The sequence below is a fragment of the Kosakonia sp. CFBP8986 genome (assembly GCF_034044935.1).
Classification (GTDB): domain Bacteria; phylum Pseudomonadota; class Gammaproteobacteria; order Enterobacterales; family Enterobacteriaceae; genus Kosakonia; species Kosakonia cowanii.
In genome coordinates this window covers 80,611-98,820 of the sequence record NZ_JAXCXB010000012.1, presented here as the reverse complement: position 1 = coordinate 98,820, position 18,210 = coordinate 80,611, and the positions used below count along the sequence as shown (strand labels likewise).

Sequence of the window (18,210 nt, the reverse complement as noted above, 5' to 3'; positions counted from 1 at the left end):
TTCAGAATTCTTCACCTGACAGGCCGGTGTGTTTGCCGTTGTGCCGTGTCAGTGGAGGCGCATTATAGGGAGTTAATTCCTGCTGACAACCCCTAATTTGAAAAAAGTTACCGTTCGCTCACTTTCCAGGCAGAAACTATGAAAAGAGTCTATTTCTGCTCTTTTATTAAACAAAAACGGGCCCCGAGAGGCCCGTTTTTCAGTTTTTATCTTTTATTGAACAGCAACAATGCGGTCATCTTTCACCACAAGCTGCACTGGCTTGCCCGGAATCAGGGTGCCAGAGAGGATCTGCTGCGCCAGCGGGTTCTCTATCTGTTGCTGGATCGCACGTTTCAACGGCCGCGCACCGTAAACCGGGTCGTATCCATTGGCGCTAAGCAGTTTCAGCGCCTCGTCGGAAAGTGTCACACTGTAGCCACGCTCCTCGAGACGTTTATACAACCGCTGCAGCTGGATCTGCGCAATAGAAGCAATGTGTTTTTCACCTAACGGATGGAACACAACGACTTCATCTATACGGTTGATGAATTCAGGGCGGAAGCTCTGGCTCACCACGCCCATCACCAGCTCTTTCATATGGCCGTAATCGAGATCGCCAAAACGCTCCTGAATCAGGTCAGACCCAAGGTTAGAGGTCATGATCACCACCGTATTACGGAAGTCTACCGTTCTGCCCTGCCCGTCCGTCAATCGACCGTCGTCAAGCACCTGCAACAGAATATTGAAGACATCCGGATGCGCTTTCTCCACTTCATCAAGCAGAATGACGGAATAGGGACGGCGACGAACGGCTTCCGTCAGATAACCGCCCTCTTCATATCCGACATAGCCCGGAGGCGCACCGACCAGCCGCGACACGGAGTGTTTCTCCATAAACTCGGACATGTCGATACGCACCATGGCGTCGTCGCTATCAAACATAAAGTTAGCCAGCGCTTTGCACAGCTCGGTTTTCCCGACCCCGGTCGGACCAAGGAAGAGGAAGGAGCCAATTGGGCGGTTCGGATCGGATAGCCCTGCACGGCTGCGGCGAATGGCGTTAGAGACCGCATCGACAGCCTCATCCTGACCAATCACGCGGTGGTGAAGATCATGTTCCATGCGCAGCAGTTTCTCACGCTCACCCTCCATCATTCGCGAAACGGGAATACCGGTCCAGCGCGCCAGCACTTCGGCGATCTCAGCATCGGTTACACGGTTACGCAGCAGGCGCATGGTTTTGCCTTCACTCTGTGTCGCCGCCGCCAGCTGTTTCTCCAGCTCGGGGATTTTCCCGTACTGCAACTCAGACATTCTGCCCAGGTCGCCATTACGACGAGCCTGTTCCATGGCGATTTTCGCCTGCTCAAGCTCTGCTTTAATCGTCTGCGTACCGGAAAGAGAGGCTTTTTCGGCCTTCCACTCCTCTTCAAGGGAGGAGTATTGACGCTCTTTCTCTTCCAGCTCCTCGTTCAGCATGTCGAGACGTTTTTTACTCGCCTCATCAGACTCTTTCATCAACGCGCGCTGTTCCAGCTTGAGTTGGATAATGCGCCGGTCGAGCCGGTCAAGCTCTTCCGGTTTCGAGTCAATCTGCATACGAATGCTGGATGCCGCTTCATCGATCAGGTCGATGGCTTTATCCGGCAACTGGCGATCGGAGATGTAGCGATGCGAGAGCGATGCCGCCGCGACAATCGCCGGGTCGGTGATCTGCACATGGTGGTGCAGCTCATAGCGTTCTTTCAGACCGCGCAGAATAGCAATGGTATCTTCAACAGAGGGTTCAGCCACCAGCACTTTCTGGAAACGTCGCTCCAGCGCGGCATCTTTCTCGATGTACTGGCGATACTCGTCCAGCGTCGTTGCGCCGACGCAGTGCAGTTCACCGCGCGCCAGCGCCGGTTTCAGCATGTTCCCCGCATCCATAGCGCCATCGGCTTTACCGGCACCGACCATGGTATGCAATTCGTCGATAAACAGGATCACTTTACCTTCCTGTTTGGAGAGATCGTTGAGCACCCCTTTCAGGCGCTCCTCAAACTCACCGCGATATTTTGCCCCAGCGACCAGTGCACCCATATCCAGCGCCAGCACGCGGCGGCCTTTCAGCCCCTCCGGCACTTCACCGTTCACAATGCGCTGCGCCAGCCCTTCAACAATGGCAGTTTTACCGACACCCGGCTCACCAATTAATACCGGGTTGTTTTTGGTACGGCGCTGCAGCACCTGGATGGTACGGCGGATCTCTTCGTCACGGCCGATGACCGGGTCAAGCTTGCCCTGCTCGGCACGTTCGGTCAGATCGACGGTAAATTTTTTCAAGGCCTGACGTTGGTCTTCAGCCCCCTGATCGTTCACGTTCTCTCCCCCACGCATTTGCTCGATAGCCTGAGTCACGTTCGCAGTCGTTGCGCCAGCGGATTTCAGCAAATCCGTCAGCGTGCCGCGTGACTCCAGCGCAGCCAGAACAAACAGCTCTGACGAAATAAAGTTATCACCCCGTTTTTGCGCCAGCTTGTCGCAAAGGTTAAGCACGCGCATCAAATCTTGCGAAGGCTGCACATCACCGCCGGTACCTTCTACCTGCGGTAAGCGGCTCAGCGCCTGTTCAATGGCAATACGTAACTGGCCAGCATTGACGCCAGCAGAGGTTAATAAAGGTTGAACCGAACCGCCTTCCTGGTTCAGTAAGGCGCTCATTAAATGAAGTGGTTCGATGAATTGGTTGTCGTGCCCCAGTGCGAGCGACTGGGCATCGGCAAGAGCAAGCTGGAATTTATTAGTAAGACGATCCAGACGCATAACTCCTCCCATAACAGGTCAAATTTGCTACTGGAGATTAAATGAGGTCATCCCTCAATTATTCAAGGTGATTGACCTGATTTATGTGAAGAAAACTCACGCGTACTGGATCGTCTTGATTCGTTAGGTTATATCAGCCAAATGAAACTTGCCATACGCCCGGTCGTCTTGTCCCGACGGTATGAGAAAAAATCACTCTGCTGGCTGAAGGTGCAGTGCTCGCCGCCGTAGATATGCTCGACGCCGACGCTTGCCAGCCGCTGACGCGCCAGCTGATAAATATCAGCAAAATATTTCTCACCCTGCGGGCGAAATGCGCGTTCGGCTTCAGCATCGTGAGCCATAAATGCCTCACGCACTTCCGGGCCCACTTCGAAGGCCTCCGGACCAATCGCCGGGCCAAGCCACGCCAGAAGATTGCCGGGCTTATCAGCAAAACAGGCTACCGTCTCTTCCAGCACGCCTGCGCACAACCCGCGCCAGCCAGCGTGCGCTGCCGCCACTTCATTGCCATCCCGGTTACAAAACAGCACTGGCAGACAGTCGGCGGTCATCACCGCGCACACCGTGCCCGGCGTATTGCTGTATGAAGCATCCGCGCGTTTCGAGGCATAAGGCTCGCCGTCAAGCTTCAATACCGCCGTGCCGTGCACCTGCTCGAGCCAGACCGGTTTAGAAGGCAAACCCGCCGCCGCAAACAGGCGCGCGCGGTTCTCTTCGACATGCTCGCTGTTGTCGCCGCAGTGCGCGCCGAGGTTCATGGCATCATAGGGCGGCAGGCTTACACCGCCGATACGCGTTGAGCTGCAGGCCGCCACGCCTTTCGGCAGCGGCCAGTCCGGGACGATCAGTTTGGTCATAACCAGGCGACATCATCCTTATGGGTTTCAAAATCCGCGCGCATCGCGGCAATAAGATCGACCATATCCTGTGGAATTGGCGCATGCCACTCCATTTCAATACCGGTAATCGGATGGTAGAGACGCAGCATGGTCGCGTGCAGAGCCTGGCGGTCAAACTTGCGCAGCGCATCAATGAACTCATCCGATGCGCCTTTCGGCGGACGAGGACGACCGCCGTAGAGCTGATCGCCCACCAGCGGATGGGTAATATGCGCCATATGGACGCGGATCTGGTGCGTACGGCCAGTTTCAAGACGCAGACGCAGGCGCGTATGGATACGGAAATGCTCCATAATGCGGTAGTGCGTGACGGCCGGTTTGCCCATCGGGTGAACGGACATATGGGTGCGTTTGGTCGGATGGCGGCTGATAGGCTCCTCCACCGTACCGCCTGCGGTCATATGACCGATGGCAACCGCTTCATATTCACGGGTGATTTCACGCAGCTGCAAGGATTCAACCAGTCGGGTTTGCGCCGGAACGGTTTTCGCCACGACCATCAGGCCAGTGGTGTCTTTATCCAGACGGTGCACAATACCAGCGCGCGGTACGTCGACAATCGGCGGATAGTAGTGAAGCAGCGCATTCAGCACCGTACCGTCAGGATTACCGGCACCGGGATGCACGACAAAGTCGCGCGGCTTATTAATGACGAGAATATCGTCATCTTCATAGACGATATTGAGAGGAATATCCTGCGGCTCAAAGCGCGCTTCTTCTTCAATTTCCGCATTGATAGCAATGCGCTCACCGCCCAACACTTTCTCTTTCGGTTTGTCGCTAACGACATCGTTGACCAGCACGCGCTGATCAAGAATCCATTCTTTTATACGCGAACGTGAATAATCAGGGAACAATTCGGCCAAAGCCTGATCTAAGCGTTGACCGAGTTGATTCTCGGATACCGTTGCGGTGAGTTGTACCAGTTGTGCCATATACAGCTTCTTCGTTAACGTTGGGTTTTACGGCTTCGCCGTTTAATATAGTGTGCTATTGTAGCTGGTCTTAGTCGGGAGCAGGAGTAAAGAATCTCCCGCATGAACATTCTGAGGAAAGTCTAAACGTTATGACGCGCTTGAAATATCTGGTGGCAGCCGCCACGTTAAGTCTGGCTTTGGCAGGTTGCTCCGGTTCTAAGGAAGAGGTACCTGATAATCCACCAAACGAAATCTACGCGACCGCCCAGCAAAAGCTGCAAGACGGTAACTGGAAGGCGGCAATAACGCAACTGGAAGCTCTGGATAATCGTTATCCGTTTGGTCCTTACTCCCAGCAAGTGCAGTTAGATCTTATCTACGCCTACTACAAAAACGCCGATCTGCCGCTGGCGCAGGCCGCCATCGATCGCTTTATTCGTCTTAACCCAACGCATCCGAACATCGACTACGTGATGTATATGCGCGGGTTGACCAACATGGCCCTTGATGACAGTGCGCTGCAGGGCTTCTTCGGCGTTGACCGCAGCGATCGCGATCCGGCTCATGCGCGTGATGCGTTCAATGACTTCTCACGTCTGGTGCGCGGTTATCCGCAAAGTCAGTATGCGACCGATGCCAACAAGCGTCTGGTCTACCTGAAAGATCGCCTGGCGAAGTATGAATACTCCGTCGCGCAGTACTACACCGATCGCGGTGCCTGGGTTGCAGTGACCAATCGCGTGGAAGGCATGCTGCGTGATTTCCCGGATACCAAAGCGACGCGCGATGCGCTGCCATTGATGGAGCACGCTTACCGCGAGCTGCAGCTCAATGCGCAGGCTGACAAAGTGGCGAAAATTATCGCCGCCAATAACAGCAACGCATAACGCCTGTAAACGCAAAACGGCAGCCCGCGGGCTGCCGTTTTTTTATCCGTTGAATGCCTGGCTGTCGTGCTTTCACGCCAATGCAACCTATCAACTATGACCGCTAACTGCACATCCGACAAGCTATATTTCCCCTCTTCCTGCCCTGCCTCACAAACCCCTCGCCTTTGACAAAAAGTGACAAAATTACGTGATTTTAATCACACATTTTGACATTAGGCGCGCTATGCTGAAGTGACTTAGACGGAAAGACAGAGAGGTAAGATGTATGACAATGAACATTACCAGTAAACAAATGGAAATTACTCCGGCAATCCGCCAGCATGTCACCGACCGTCTCGCCAAACTGGATAAATGGCAAACTCAGCTGATTAATCCCCATATCGTCCTCTCTAAAGAGCCACAGGGTTTTACCGCCGATGCGACCATCAGTACGCCTAACGGGCAGCTTGTCGCCAGCGCTAAACATGATGATATGTATATCGCCATCAACGATTTGATCAACAAGCTGGAACGGCAGCTCAATAAAGTGCAGCACAAAGGCGAAGCGCGTCGCGCCGCAACATCGGTGAAAGATGCCAACTTCGTTGAAGAAGAAGAGTAGTCTCTACATTGAGTTTCCAACGCGCCTGCGGGCGCGTTTTTTATTGACAGAGCGAAAAGAGAGCAGTTACTTTAACCCCCTCGCTCAACAGGAAAAATGATGAAAACCACCCCGTTTCTCTTCGCACTCTTTTTTACCTTCCCCAGTTAGGGAGGCGATTCGTTTTGTGAGAAAAAGTGCGAAGACGAACAATAAAGCCTCCCAAGCCGGGAGGCTTTTTTATTGATAACAATGAAAGGCAACAACATGACGGCTGAAAACCCCTTACTGGATTTACGCGTGAAGATCAGCGCGCTTGACGAGCAGTTGCTGACGCTGCTGGCCGAGCGCCGCCAGCTCTCCGTTGAAGTTGGCAAAGCGAAACTCGCCTCCCACCGCCCGGTACGCGATATCGACAGAGAGCGGGCCCTGCTGGAACATTTAATCGAGCTTGGCAAAACGCATCATTTAGATGCCCACTACATCACCCGCCTGTTTCAGCTCATCATTGAAGACTCTGTTCTCACCCAGCAAGCCCTGCTCCAGCACCACCTCAATAACATCAACCCACGCTCTGCGCGTATCGCGTTTCTTGGCCCGAAAGGCTCCTATTCGCATCTTGCCGCGCGCCAGTATGCCGCGCGTCATTTCGAGCAGTTTATCGAGAGCGGCTGCGCACGTTTTCAGGATATTTTTAGTCAGGTCGAAACCGGCCAGGCGGATTACGCCGTCGTGCCGCTGGAGAACACCAGCTCGGGCGCGATTAACGATGTCTACGATCTGCTTCAGCACACCAGCCTGTCGATTGTCGGCGAGCTGACTGTGCCGATCGACCACTGCGTGCTGGTATCAGGTACCACAACTCTTGAGCAGATCCAGACGGTCTACAGCCATCCACAACCGTTCCAGCAGTGCAGCCAGTTCCTGAACCGCTATCCGCACTGGAAGATTGAGTATTGTGAAAGCACCTCGGCGGCGATGGAGAAAGTCGCCCAACTGAACTCACCGCATGTCGCGGCGCTGGGCAATGAACCGGGCGGCGCGCTGTATGGTTTACAGGTGCTGGAGCGCAACCTGGCAAACCAGACGCAGAACATCACCCGTTTTGTGGTGCTGGCGCGTAAAGCGATTGATGTATCCGAGCAGGTACCGGCGAAAACCACGCTGCTGATGGCGACCGGGCAACAGGCAGGTGCGCTGGTAGAAGCGCTGCTGGTGCTGCGCAACCACAACCTGATCATGACCAAGCTGGAGTCGCGCCCGATCCACGGCAACCCGTGGGAAGAGATGTTCTATCTGGATATTCAGGCCAACCTGCACGCCAGCGCGATGCAAAAAGCGCTGCGCGAGCTGGGCAGCATCACCCGCTCGCTGAAAGTGCTGGGCTGCTACCCCAGCGAAAACGTCGTGCCGGTCGACCCGGTTTAACGCTCGATAAAGAGCGCTTTCTTCATCCCTGCCACCGACACAGGCAGGGTGAAGATTGCCCCCGAAAGCGGATAATCGGCAATCTCTTGCTCATCCATATTTTCGCGGGTAGTAGTAATAAACAGCGTCTTCATATCCGCCCCGCCAAAGCAGACCATCGTCGGGCAGCGCACCGGCAAACGGTACTCCTCCAGCTGCTCGCCCTGCGGGGAGAAACGGGCAATGCGCCAGCCGTCATACATTGCGCTCCAGTAGCACCCTTCAACATCCATCGCGGCCCCGTCCGGAATACCTTCGCCCGGGTTAAAGCGACGGAACAGCTCGCGCCGCCCAGGCTCGCCCTGCTCATCCAGCGGTGTACGGTAAATCACGCCGTGCGGTGTGTCAGAGGTGAACATCCACTGTTTGTCATGGCTGAAGGCCAGGCCGTTTGCGCCGTGAATATCACACTGCACCACTTTCGGCGTCAGATCGTTATCCACGCGCAGCAGCAGCGCGCCGTTATAATCCCCCGGCGCCCAGAAAGTGCCAGCATAAAAGCGGCCATGGTGATCGGTGCCGCCATCGTTAAAACGCGCCAGTTGTGGGTTAGAGGGGTTATCGCACACTTTCTGTCGCAGCAGCCCGCGCTCGTCCGTCAGCCAGACGGCCTGCCGCATGGCGACGATAAAACCGCCCTTCTCACGCAGCGCGAAGCAGCCCACCTCTTCCGGGAACGAGAGCACCGTATGCTCGCCCGTCTCCAGCCGGTAGCGGTGGATTTCACCTTCCAGAATATCAGCCCAGTAGAGCGCCTGTTCGGCTTCGTTCCAGGTCGGACACTCAGGTAAATGTCCGGTGTAATCAAACAGTCTCTGCAACTCAGCCATTGCGCATCCCTTAAATAAAAAAAGCCAGCGGGTGACCACTGGCTTTTCAGTATAAACGGCTTTTGAAGTTACGCCCGGCTGTCGTTGGCCTGGCGTAACAGGGTACGGCTCTCGCTCTGGAAACGCTGAGCATAATCGCCGAACCAGTGCTCCACTTTGCGGAAGCTGTCGATAAACGCCTGCTTATCGCCCTGCTCCAGCAGGCCAATCGCTTCGCCGAAGCGCTGGTAGTAACGTTTGATCAGCGCCAGGTTATCGGGCGAGGACATAATAATGTCGGCATAGAGCTGCGGATCCTGGGCGAACAGACGCCCCACCATCGCCAGCTCAAGGCGATAAATCGGTGATGAGAGCGACAGCAACTGCTCAAGCTGCACATTCTCTTCCGCCAGATGCAGGCCATATGCGAAGGTGGCAAAGTGGCGCAGCGCCTGGATAAAGGCCATGTTTTGATCGTGCTCGACGGCACTGATACGGTGTAGCCGCGCGCCCCAGACCTGAATCTGTTCCAGGAACCACTGATACGCTTCTGGTTTGCGACCATCACACCACACCACCACCTGTTTGGCGAGGCTACCGCTGTCCGGGCCAAACATCGGGTGCAAACCAAGCACCGGGCCGTTATGCGCCGACAACATCGCTTGTAACGGGCCGCTTTTCACCGACGCCAGATCGACCAGAATGCAATCCTCCGGCAGCGGTGGCAGCTTCGCAATCACCGCTTCGGTGACGTGGATCGGTACGCTGACAATCACCATGCCGGCATCCGCCAGCAGCGTTTCAGCCTGCGCCCAGTCCTCTTTCTCCAGCGTACGTACCTGGTAGCCAGAGAGCGTCAACATTTTGCTGAACAGTTTCCCCATCTGGCCGCCGCCGCCAACAATGACCACCGGACGCAGCGCAGGACAGAGCGTTTTAAACCCTTTGTCGTTTTCGCTGGAGTAGGATTCGCGCATCACGCGGCGCAGCACATCCTCAATCAGATCGGGCGGCACACCCAGCGCCTCGGCCTCTTTACGCCGCGAGGCCAGCATTGAAGCTTCACGCTCGGGAACATAAATCGGCAGCCCGTAGTGGCTTTTGACTTCGCCCACCTGCGCCACCAGCTCCAGCCGGCGCGCCAGCAGCCCCAGCAGCGCCTTATCCACTTCATCAATTTGATCGCGCAGCGCGGTCAGTTCAGCAACCATAACACCCTCTTATGCAAAACGCGCCGCCAGGCTATTGCGCAGATCGCTGTCGATTTCGCGCAGCAGCGCTTCGGTCGCTTCCCAGCTGATGCAGGCATCGGTAACAGAAACACCGTACTTCATATCACAGCGCGGCTGCTCGGATGATTGATTGCCTTCGTGAATATTGCTCTCAATCATCAGGCCGGTAATCGAACGGTTGCCATCTTTGATCTGCGCGACAACGGACTCAGCAACGGCAGGCTGGCGACGGTAATCTTTATTGGAATTCCCGTGGCTGCAATCTACCATCAGCGACGGTTTCAGTCCCGCCTGCTGCATCTCTTTTTCACACTGCGCCACATCTGCCGGGCTGTAGTTCGGCGCTTTGCCGCCGCGCAGGATCACGTGACCATCCGGGTTGCCCTGGGTTTGCAGCAGACAGACCTGGCCGGCCTGGTTAATGCCAACGAAGCGGTGCGGCATCGCAGCCGCGCGCATCGCATTGATGGCGGTGGCCAGGCTGCCGTCGGTACCGTTTTTGAAGCCGACCGGCATCGACAAACCGGAGGCCATTTCACGGTGGGTTTGTGACTCCGTGGTGCGCGCGCCAATCGCCGACCAGCTAAAGAGATCGCCGAGGAATTGCGGGCTGTTCGGATCGAGCGCTTCGGTCGCCAGCGGCAGGCCCATGCTGACTAACTCCACCAGCAGACGACGCGCAATCTTCAGGCCAGCTTCCACATCAAACGAGCCATCCATATGCGGATCGTTAATCAGCCCTTTCCAGCCAACGGTGGTACGGGGTTTTTCAAAATAGACGCGCATCACCAGGTAGAGGCTATCGCTGACCTCTGCGGCAAGGGTTTTAAACCGACGGGCATACTCCAGCGCTGCTTCCGGATCGTGAATCGAACAAGGACCGCAGACCACCAGCAGGCGCGGATTGCGCCCGGCAATGATGTTGGAGATGGTCTGGCGGGATTGCGCGATTTGCGCCTCTTGTTCGCCGGTCAGCGGGAAAGCGGTTTTCAGCTGTTCCGGAGTGATCAGAACCTGCTCGTCGGTGATGTGTACGTTGTTCAGCGCGTCTTTTTGCATGATCAAATCCTGTATGGCTCGTGTGCGATAGGTTTCCTCAAGCGAGGGAGTTGACACCATACCACATCAGGTAAACATTTCAATCCACAAAACGTACAGATATCGTTACATAACCAACTTTAATAGCGCTTATATGGCTGCTAGCTGTAATTATAAATTTACAGATAGCAGCCACTGGCACTTTACCCCGCGCGAACCGGCTGCGTTTTCCGCTGCCAGCGCAGGGCATCGACCAGCATAAACAGCAGTAAGCTGCCGCCCATAACCGGCATTGCCAACCCCAGCAGCAGGGCGATGATTGGCACCACACAGCGGCCCACAATAGGCAGTTGCAGCCACGCGTGGAGCAGCGTTTCGCTCGCCGCCGGGCGGCGGATCCACCACAAACGATAGCCGACGATAATCATCACGCACAACGCGCTGCCAAAGACGATCAGCACCAACTGATTTAAGATGCCGAACAGCACGCCCATATGGAAATCAACGCCCCAGCGTGTCAGCTTCGCCATCAATGGGAAATCGGCGAAATGCACGTGATCTATCACTGCCAGCGAACTCCCCGCAATGGCGACCGCATCTACCTGCGTCGGCCAGCGGCGATCGATCTCCGTAACCGTCCAGGCGTGCTCAGCATCGCGCGGTGGGCGGATCTCAACCTTCGTCGCCGCGATCCCGGCCGCCTGCGCGCGGGCGAGCACCGCGTCAAGTTGTGCCGGGTTAAGCGTCATGTCGGGCATCGCCATCCCTTCGTGATGCATATGGTGTTCAGCGTGCGGATCGGCCGGTGCGGCTTCGCCCTTGAGCTGCGTATTAACCTGCGGCGTCATCCAGTTAAATGCAGCGCGCAGTTTATCGACGTTGCCGCCCGCCCACTGCGACCAGGTCAGGCCGGTGGCGGAGAAGAGCAGCATCCCGGCAAGCAGTAGCCAGCCAAGCGTGACGTGCAGGCGGCGATGGTTCTGCACACGGTTATTGATGCGCCGCTTCGGCCGGGTAAAAAACCACAGCGCAATGCCGCCGAGCGCGGCGATCCACATCCACGATGCCGCCAGTTCACTGTAGAGCCTGCCGGTATCGCCCAGCAGCAGCGAGCGGTGCAGGTAATCAATCCACTGGCGCAGCGGCAAAATACCGCTGGTGCCGTAAACGGTCATATCCCCTTTCACCTGTAACGTCACCGGATCGACAAAAATCGCCCGGCTCTCCGAGACGCCAAGCTGCGGGTCTGCAAACATCACCCGTGTCGTCTCGCTATCGCTCAGGCCTGGCCGCACGGCTTGTAAGCGCAGATGGCCGCCCGTCACCTCTTCGGCGACGTGAAGCTGGTCAGCCAGCGGTTGCCGCTCGCCGCTCTCCACGCCATACAGCGCATCGTGATAAAGCCAGCTCTCCAGTTGCGGCGTCGCAACGTAGAGCGTGCCGCTCAGCGCGGCGATAAAGATAAACGGGCCGACAAACAGGCCAATATAGAAATGGAGGCGTCGCAGCAGGTTAAGCCACGCCGCACGAGGGGTGCAGGAAGTCATACTTTTCCTCAAAAAGCGCAAAGGTGTGCCATTCCGCGCAGGCGGAACACTATTTTGGGGTCAGGAAAAGCGTGAAGATGGCGGCGCGCGGGTGTCCGGCCAAAGCCAGGGGATAAAGTGCCACAGCCGAGGGCGCGTGCGGGCAGGCGGGCAGGTCACGCGCAGCACGCGTCCCAGCAGCAGCAGAACAAGCAGGAAGATCAGGCCAGGAACATGGGCCAGCAGCACACAGTAACCACACGCTTCGGCGTGATCGAGCGGCATGGCAGGCGGCGGGCTCTCCGGCGGCGACATTTCATGGTGTGAAACATCGTGGTGTGCATGATCGTTCTGCGCGGGCATTGGCATGCTCATCTCATGATGCATACCGGGCATCGCGCTCATCGGATCTTTTTGCAGCGCGGTAGAGATAAGAGGGGCGACAAGGATCAGCAGGATCGCAAACAGCGCCAGCCACAGGGCTGAGCGTTGGGCTCTCGTAGGATGAAAAACGTGCTTCACCGCGTCTCCTTCAGGTCGAAGCGGCATTGTAAATTAAACATCACCAGAAGGTTAATCATTTTACCCGAAGAGGCAAAACGGCGTGGCGTAAAGGGCCAGATAAGTTAGTTAAGCCGCTTTTGCAGGCCCTACCACGCCATCTGGCCTGCGTCCTGATTTTCCTGGCACTCCAGGCAAGTTAAGTGCAGTGAAATGCAGGGTTATGCATCTTCTGCCGCCACATTGCCGCCATTGAACGCCGCCAGCGGGTTGAGCGTCACCGCCTCTTCGAGGTGATCGGGAGCGAAGTGGGCATAACGCATGGTTTCACGAATATTGGCATGGCCAAGGATGCGCTGCAGCACGAGGATATTGCCGCCATTCATCATAAAGTGCGAGGCGAAGGTGTGGCGCAGAACGTGGGTTTTCTGCCCCTCGGCAAGGGCAAGAGAGGTGGTGGCCAGCATGCGGGTAAAGTCGGGATAACAGGGCTGAAACAGCGCCCCCTCGAGCGGAGCCAACTCGTCAAACAGCCACTGCGGGATCGGCACGGTGCGGTTCCTGCCGCCTTTGGTTTTAACAAAGGTGAGCTTATTGGGCGACAGCTGCGTGCGGGTGAGGGATTCAGCTTCGCGCCAGCGCGCGCCGGTGGCGAGACAAATTTTCACCACCCGCGTTAAATCGACATTGCCGAAACGGACACAGGCCGCCAGCAGTTCGGCGATCTGCGCCTGCGTCAGCCAGCTCATCTCGCGCTCTTTTTCGCGAAACGGACGGACGCTCTCCAGCGGATTGGGCAGCGACCATTCACCCAGCCGCGTAAGCTCGTTAAACACCGCGCTGAGATAGTGCTGCTCGCGATTGACGGTGATGGGCTTCACTTTCCACTTTGCCGGGTCCGGCGTGTAGCCATTGTCGATCTCACCGCTCAGGCGCTTATCACGGTAATGCGCCCAGGCTTTCGCCGTCAGCTGCGCGGCGATGGGATCGCCCAGCCCGCGGCAGACAATCTCCAGTTTCGCCAGCCGCGATTTGCTCGCCGCCAGCGACTGACCGTGCAGCTTGTACCACAGCGCAATCAGCTCGCTTAAGCGGCGGCGGTCGGCCTTCTCGCCGAGCCAGGGTTTCTCCTCCGCTTCCCGCTTCGCCCACGTCTCAAAGGCTTCCGCTTCGCCTTTGGTGGCGAACTGTTTGCGGATGCGCCGCCCGTCGCGCCCCTGCGGATAGACTTCGCAGAGCCACTTCCCACTCTTCTGTTTGCTGACCGTCATTGCCGCTTACACATGCTTTTCCAGCGTAAAGAGCACCACGCCGAACGGCGCGATCTCCGCTACGCCACACTCAAAATCGACCGCGTTATTGCTCAGGCGCACTTTGCCACCGGGCAAGCGCACGACATCAAAGACATCCAGCGCGTCATCAATCCCAATCACCCAGCGCCCGTTGCCAATCTTCTGCGCAGCTGTATCCACCAGCCAGCCGGCATGCAGCCCGTCAATAAAGCGCAGGCTATCGGTAGCGGCAGGTGCCAGCGACGGATCCAATACCCAGACGCCCGCCTCTTTCAGCTCGCCAGACTCATGGCGGAATTTCGGAATGGTAATAACAGCATCGTTCTGCGCAGCAGCCGGTGCCGGGTACATCTCTCCCTGCCCGGTTGCCAGCCACTTCAGCGAGACGCCGGTATCCAGCGCGCAGGTGACGACCACATCACCGGGGAAGAAGTCGCGGCGCACCCAGGTGCTGATGGTGCCTGAAGAGATATCGAGCAAATCGCCCAGATCTTTTTGCATCTGGAAGCCATAGGCATCAAGAATGCGACGCAGCACCGGGCGTCCGCCCGCCGAGAGGATCTCCTCATACAATGCCTTGCCTTTTACCTGCGGCTTCTCAACCAGATTCGCATTTGCAAACTCGCCATTCACCAGCCAGTGCAGATCCGCGCCGGTATCGAGCGCACATTTGACCACCGCTTTATAGGGCACGCTTTCCCGCTGGATCCAGCTGCTGATATTGTTCGCCGGCACATCCAGCGCCTCGGCAAGCGCTTTCTGACTGGATACGGAGTAGGACGACGCAATGCGATCCACCACATCCTGAACACTCATCTTGTTTTCACTCATGGACACCAACATCGAAAAAGTGATTTACACAATCGCATTTGCGATTTATATTGCTGTTCATCGACCAAAATGCACAGCAGTGCACTACATTTCAAACAACAGGAGATAATGCGATATGTCAGATGCAAAATCAATGCCGTCGCATCCGTTATCCGGCTCTCAAATGCAATTCAGCACCTTTTCACATGGGCAGATGGATGAGCTGATGTCCGCCCTGCTGCCGGCGCTGCAAACCCTGATCCGCTCGGCGATGTCCGATGCGATGACGGTGAAGGATTTCGCCGCAATGCGCGGTATCAGCGAGCGTCTGGTGTGGCAGTGGCTCGATGAGGGGGTGCTGCTCAAAGCGCCAACCCGCGAGCATACCGAAGCCGGTAAACGCAGCCGCACGCTGATTAACGTCAAAGCCTGGCGCGATAAATTAACGCAGCAGGCTATCGACTGCCGTTACATCGACCGGCGCTCCGCCACCTCATTCGGTTAATTTTGCATTTGCGAGTTCACGCTCACGCAGGAGGATCTATGGCGATCACCTCACCTGCCGCCAGCGCACCGTTGAGTGCCGGCGAGCGGCTTACCGGGTTAAACCACATCAGCGAACTTCGCGGCCGCCACTGGGGGGACAGCTGGAGCGAGGTGGCGCGCTTTATCGACGATATGCGCGACAGACGCGACGAGCAGTATGAGGCAAATGCCCGGGCGCTGGCGGCGATCTTCTTTCTCGCCCGCGTACCCACTGCCCGCCAGGCGCTCGACCCGCAGCAGCTCACCCTCGAGGAGAAGCGCGCGCTGATCGCTGCCATGAACCACTTTCGCGTCGTTGTCAGCCTGTTTCCGAAACGGCTAACCATGCCGCTTTAACCCCAACTTTCAAACCAAGACGTCAACCCGTCGGGCATCCCTTTGCCCAAATTCAGGAGAATTACCATGAGAAAGACCGCGATTCACTCCCCCGCCCGCAGCGGCGACGAAGTCACGCTGCTGCTGGCTGAAGCCCGCAATAACGAACGCCTGCGCTGCGCCGGTGCCGTTTCTGCCCGCCTTGCTACGCTGGCGAGCTTTATTGCCTCCCAGCGCCTCGACTGGAGCGACGCTGCTGAGCTGCTGCGCCAGGAGGCGACCCATATTGATAACCAGGCGCTGGAGCTGCACTGATGGCCGATGAAATGGATGGCGTTCAACAACGCGAAATGGAGGAGCGCGAGCGGCATATCCTGCACGCCCGCCGCCGTTTACTCCTCCCCTCCCGCTTAACCTGCGAATGCTGCGACATGCCGATCCCCGAGGCGCGTCGCATGGCGCTGCCGGGCGTGACCTGCTGCGTCAGCTGCCAGCAGATTGCCGAACTGAAAGATAAGCACTTCAGGAGAACATAAGTGGCTGTCAGCCTGGCTTACCCCTGGAACGCGCCGCGCAGCGCTATCGCCAGCCCCTACCTGACTCACGCCGAACAGCACCGCCGCAATCAGCATATTGCGGCGGTGCTGCAGGCGCGTCATGCACTGTCCCTTCAGCCCGCCTGCGTGCGCCTCTCCATCAGCCGCACAGAGCAAGCGCTGGAAAAGGCGCATGGCGCGGCGCGGGCGCACGCCTTTCTGCTGCGCTTCGCCAGGCAAACCCTGCCACGCCTGAAGGCAGTGAATGCCCGCTACCAGATCGATTGTTTGCAATCACGCGTCTCTAAGGCGGTATTCAACGGCCATTTTGATACCGCTTTCCAGCAGGCGCTGGCTGGCCGGCTGGTCGATTTGGTTAACCGCTACAACCAGCTAGCGGACTGCAACCGGGCCAGCGTCGACCGGCTGGCGGAAGATATCGCCCACTTTATCCGTGGCGAGCTGGCGGATATTGATGCCGATGAGCAGACCGAGCTGAAAACCCTGCACCGCTGGTATCACCACGCTGCTCTTATCGCCCTGCAATTTAACGTCACACCGCCGCACTGGCAGCGCGTGACGCAACACCGCGTCTGCGCGGAGGATCTCGCCCCGGCGGTGATCCGTCTTTTCAGCGAGCAGTGGTGGCGTGGCCATCTTCGCCGCGCCGCCGCCCAGTGGCGCGAACATCTGCACATCGCGCTGGGCGTGGTGAGCCGGAAAACGCAGCCCTACGCCAGCCGGGACTGCATCACCACCTGGCGCGAGCAGAAGCGCCGCCACCGGGCATTTCTCAAAAGCATGGAGCTGGAGGATGAAGAGGGAAACCGCATCAGCCTGATTGATAAGCATGATGGGTCGATAGCCAACCCGGCGATCCGCCGCTGCGAGTTGATGACGCGCATTCGCGGTTTCGAAACTATCTGTCAATCCCTTGGCTACCTCGGCGAGTTTTACACGCTGACCGCGCCTGCCGCCTTTCATGCCACCTCCCATACCGGGCATCGCAATCTGAAATGGAACGGCGCCAGCCCGGCGCAAACCCAGGGGTACTTTACCCGCCTGTGGGCGCGCATTCGCGCCAGGCTGCACCGCGGCGGCCTGCGCATTTTCGGTATCCGCGTTGCGGAACCGCATCACGATGGCACCCCGCACTGGCATCTGCTGCTGTTTATGCAACCGCAGGACCGAGAGAAGGTGCGCGAGATCCTGCGCGATTTTGCCCACCAGCAAGATAGTGAAGAGTTACGCAACGACAAGGCGCGAAAAGCGCGTTTTCATGCCGAAGCGATCGATGCGCAAAAAGGGAGCGCGACGGGGTATGTGGCGAAGTATATCGCCAAGAATATTGACGGCTACGCGCTGGATAATGAAACCGACCACGAAACGGACGCGCCGCTGAAAGAGAGCGCCTGCGCGGTCTCCGCCTGGGCGGCGCGCTGGCATATCCGCCAGTTTCAGTTTGTCGGCGGCGCACCGGTCACCGTCTACCGGGAGTTACGCAAAATGGCCGACAGCGCCACGGCCAAAGGGCTGAGCGTGGAGTTCGCCGATGTCCACGATGCCGCCGATAACGGCGACTGGGCTGGCTACGTCAATGCTCAGGGCGGCCCGTTTGTCCGCCGTGACGATCTGCAGGTACGCACCCTGTATGAAGCAGAGGGTGAATTTAACCAGTACGGCGAACCGACGGTTCGTATTCGCGGCGTGTATGACACGGTAATCGGTAGCGGTTCGCCGGTGCTGACGCGCCTGAAGAAGTGGACCATCGTGCCGAAGCGCGCGGCAGCGGTTTTTCAGGGCGCGGCTGCGCCCGCTTGGAGTTCTGTCAATAACTGTACGCCCTTCGAGCCGGGTAAACCGCTAACAGATTACCAGCGGCGGCAACTCACCCACCGGCTGCGGGAAGGGATCCTCAGTGAACGAAACGGGAGGTTAAAAACCGATCTCAACATCATTAAGAATAATGACTTTTTGGCAAGCAATAGATGGTCAGAATATTTGTCACTTCACAATACTGTTTTTTTATCAGCGACATAGTGATTAGACAAAATAATCTTCG

The 18,210-nt window shown here is 57.2% G+C and carries 19 protein-coding genes and 1 other annotated feature; of the genes, 9 read left to right on the top strand and 10 right to left on the bottom strand.

Annotation, left to right across the window (positions count from 1 at the left end; translation table 11 throughout):
* Positions 1 to 213 precede the first annotated feature (213 nt).
* The 3 genes from clpB to rluD form a co-directional block, all read right to left on the bottom strand.
* Positions 214 to 2,787, bottom strand: coding sequence for an ATP-dependent chaperone ClpB (clpB, locus tag SOM48_RS20885; RefSeq protein ID WP_320512933.1), 2,574 nt, complete (start codon positions 2,785 to 2,787; stop codon positions 214 to 216).
* Between the two features lie 128 nt (positions 2,788 to 2,915).
* Positions 2,916 to 3,647: a purine nucleoside phosphorylase YfiH gene (gene yfiH, locus SOM48_RS20880; RefSeq protein ID WP_320512932.1), complete on the bottom strand. Its 732-nt coding sequence runs from the start codon at positions 3,645 to 3,647 to the stop codon at positions 2,916 to 2,918.
* Complete coding sequence (gene rluD / locus SOM48_RS20875; protein ID WP_054804222.1) at positions 3,644 to 4,624, bottom strand: 23S rRNA pseudouridine(1911/1915/1917) synthase RluD; 981 nt, start codon at positions 4,622 to 4,624, stop codon at positions 3,644 to 3,646. Before rluD ends, yfiH begins: the two co-directional genes overlap by 4 nt.
* A 131-nt stretch (positions 4,625 to 4,755) precedes the next feature.
* Here rluD and bamD point away from each other — a divergent pair, with 131 nt between their 5' ends.
* The 4 genes from bamD to pheA all read left to right on the top strand — a co-directional run bounded on the left by bamD (position 4,756) and on the right by pheA (position 7,504).
* The gene (gene bamD / locus SOM48_RS20870) at positions 4,756 to 5,493 is read left to right on the top strand and encodes an outer membrane protein assembly factor BamD (protein WP_023480633.1); all 738 of its coding nucleotides are present in this window, start codon (positions 4,756 to 4,758) and stop codon (positions 5,491 to 5,493) included.
* Between the two features lie 268 nt (positions 5,494 to 5,761).
* Positions 5,762 to 6,097 (top strand): ribosome-associated translation inhibitor RaiA, encoded by a 336-nt coding sequence (raiA, locus tag SOM48_RS20865; protein WP_288883712.1) that lies wholly within the window; start codon positions 5,762 to 5,764, stop codon positions 6,095 to 6,097.
* A gap of 98 nt (positions 6,098 to 6,195) precedes the next feature.
* Positions 6,196 to 6,321: a sequence feature (Phe leader region), on the top strand.
* Positions 6,197 to 6,247 (top strand): pheA operon leader peptide PheL, encoded by a 51-nt coding sequence (pheL, locus tag SOM48_RS20860; RefSeq protein WP_200134660.1) that lies wholly within the window; start codon positions 6,197 to 6,199, stop codon positions 6,245 to 6,247. Its footprint overlaps the feature before it by 51 nt.
* A 22-nt stretch (positions 6,322 to 6,343) precedes the next feature.
* Positions 6,344 to 7,504 carry a bifunctional chorismate mutase/prephenate dehydratase gene (gene pheA, locus SOM48_RS20855; RefSeq protein ID WP_042718544.1) on the top strand — a complete coding sequence of 387 codons (1,161 nt, stop codon included), beginning with the start codon at positions 6,344 to 6,346 and terminating at the stop codon, positions 7,502 to 7,504.
* Here pheA and SOM48_RS20850 read toward each other — a convergent pair.
* From SOM48_RS20850 to SOM48_RS20820, 7 genes are all read right to left on the bottom strand, one after another.
* Positions 7,501 to 8,373, bottom strand: a complete 873-nt coding sequence (locus SOM48_RS20850) for an SMP-30/gluconolactonase/LRE family protein (protein WP_320512931.1) — start codon at positions 8,371 to 8,373, stop codon at positions 7,501 to 7,503. The two genes, pheA and SOM48_RS20850, sit on opposite strands and share 4 nt — an antisense overlap.
* Positions 8,374 to 8,441: 68 nt before the next feature.
* Entirely contained in the window at positions 8,442 to 9,563 is a 1,122-nt protein-coding gene (gene tyrA, locus SOM48_RS20845; protein ID WP_076769061.1) for a bifunctional chorismate mutase/prephenate dehydrogenase, read from the bottom strand.
* A 9-nt stretch (positions 9,564 to 9,572) separates the two neighbouring features.
* Positions 9,573 to 10,643, bottom strand: coding sequence for a 3-deoxy-7-phosphoheptulonate synthase AroF (aroF, locus tag SOM48_RS20840; protein WP_320512930.1), 1,071 nt, complete (start codon positions 10,641 to 10,643; stop codon positions 9,573 to 9,575).
* A gap of 182 nt (positions 10,644 to 10,825) precedes the next feature.
* On the bottom strand, positions 10,826 to 12,169 hold the full coding sequence (locus tag SOM48_RS20835) for a PepSY-associated TM helix domain-containing protein (protein ID WP_320512929.1): 1,344 nt from the start codon (positions 12,167 to 12,169) through the stop codon (positions 10,826 to 10,828).
* A gap of 60 nt (positions 12,170 to 12,229) precedes the next feature.
* Complete coding sequence (locus SOM48_RS20830; protein WP_054804227.1) at positions 12,230 to 12,697, bottom strand: DUF2946 domain-containing protein; 468 nt, start codon at positions 12,695 to 12,697, stop codon at positions 12,230 to 12,232.
* Between the two features lie 173 nt (positions 12,698 to 12,870).
* A complete protein-coding gene (locus tag SOM48_RS20825) occupies positions 12,871 to 13,920 on the bottom strand; it encodes a site-specific integrase (protein WP_076769062.1) in 1,050 nt (349 codons plus the stop codon).
* A gap of 6 nt (positions 13,921 to 13,926) precedes the next feature.
* Positions 13,927 to 14,772: a helix-turn-helix domain-containing protein gene (locus tag SOM48_RS20820; RefSeq protein ID WP_320512928.1), complete on the bottom strand. Its 846-nt coding sequence runs from the start codon at positions 14,770 to 14,772 to the stop codon at positions 13,927 to 13,929.
* A 193-nt stretch (positions 14,773 to 14,965) separates the two neighbouring features.
* Between SOM48_RS20820 and SOM48_RS20815 the strand changes: the two genes are divergently transcribed.
* From SOM48_RS20815 to SOM48_RS20795, 5 genes are all read left to right on the top strand, one after another.
* Complete coding sequence (locus SOM48_RS20815; protein WP_373456993.1) at positions 14,966 to 15,256, top strand: Cro/Cl family transcriptional regulator; 291 nt, start codon at positions 14,966 to 14,968, stop codon at positions 15,254 to 15,256.
* 38 nt (positions 15,257 to 15,294) lie between these two features.
* Entirely contained in the window at positions 15,295 to 15,633 is a 339-nt protein-coding gene (locus tag SOM48_RS20810; RefSeq protein WP_054804228.1) for a DUF5347 domain-containing protein, read from the top strand.
* 66 nt (positions 15,634 to 15,699) lie between these two features.
* The gene (locus SOM48_RS20805) at positions 15,700 to 15,927 is read left to right on the top strand and encodes a DUF2732 family protein (RefSeq protein WP_128482325.1); all 228 of its coding nucleotides are present in this window, start codon (positions 15,700 to 15,702) and stop codon (positions 15,925 to 15,927) included.
* Entirely contained in the window at positions 15,927 to 16,148 is a 222-nt protein-coding gene (locus SOM48_RS20800; protein ID WP_023480592.1) for a TraR/DksA C4-type zinc finger protein, read from the top strand. Before SOM48_RS20805 ends, SOM48_RS20800 begins: the two co-directional genes overlap by 1 nt.
* Entirely contained in the window at positions 16,149 to 18,188 is a 2,040-nt protein-coding gene (locus tag SOM48_RS20795; RefSeq protein ID WP_320512927.1) for a replication endonuclease, read from the top strand.
* Positions 18,189 to 18,210 lie beyond the last annotated feature (22 nt).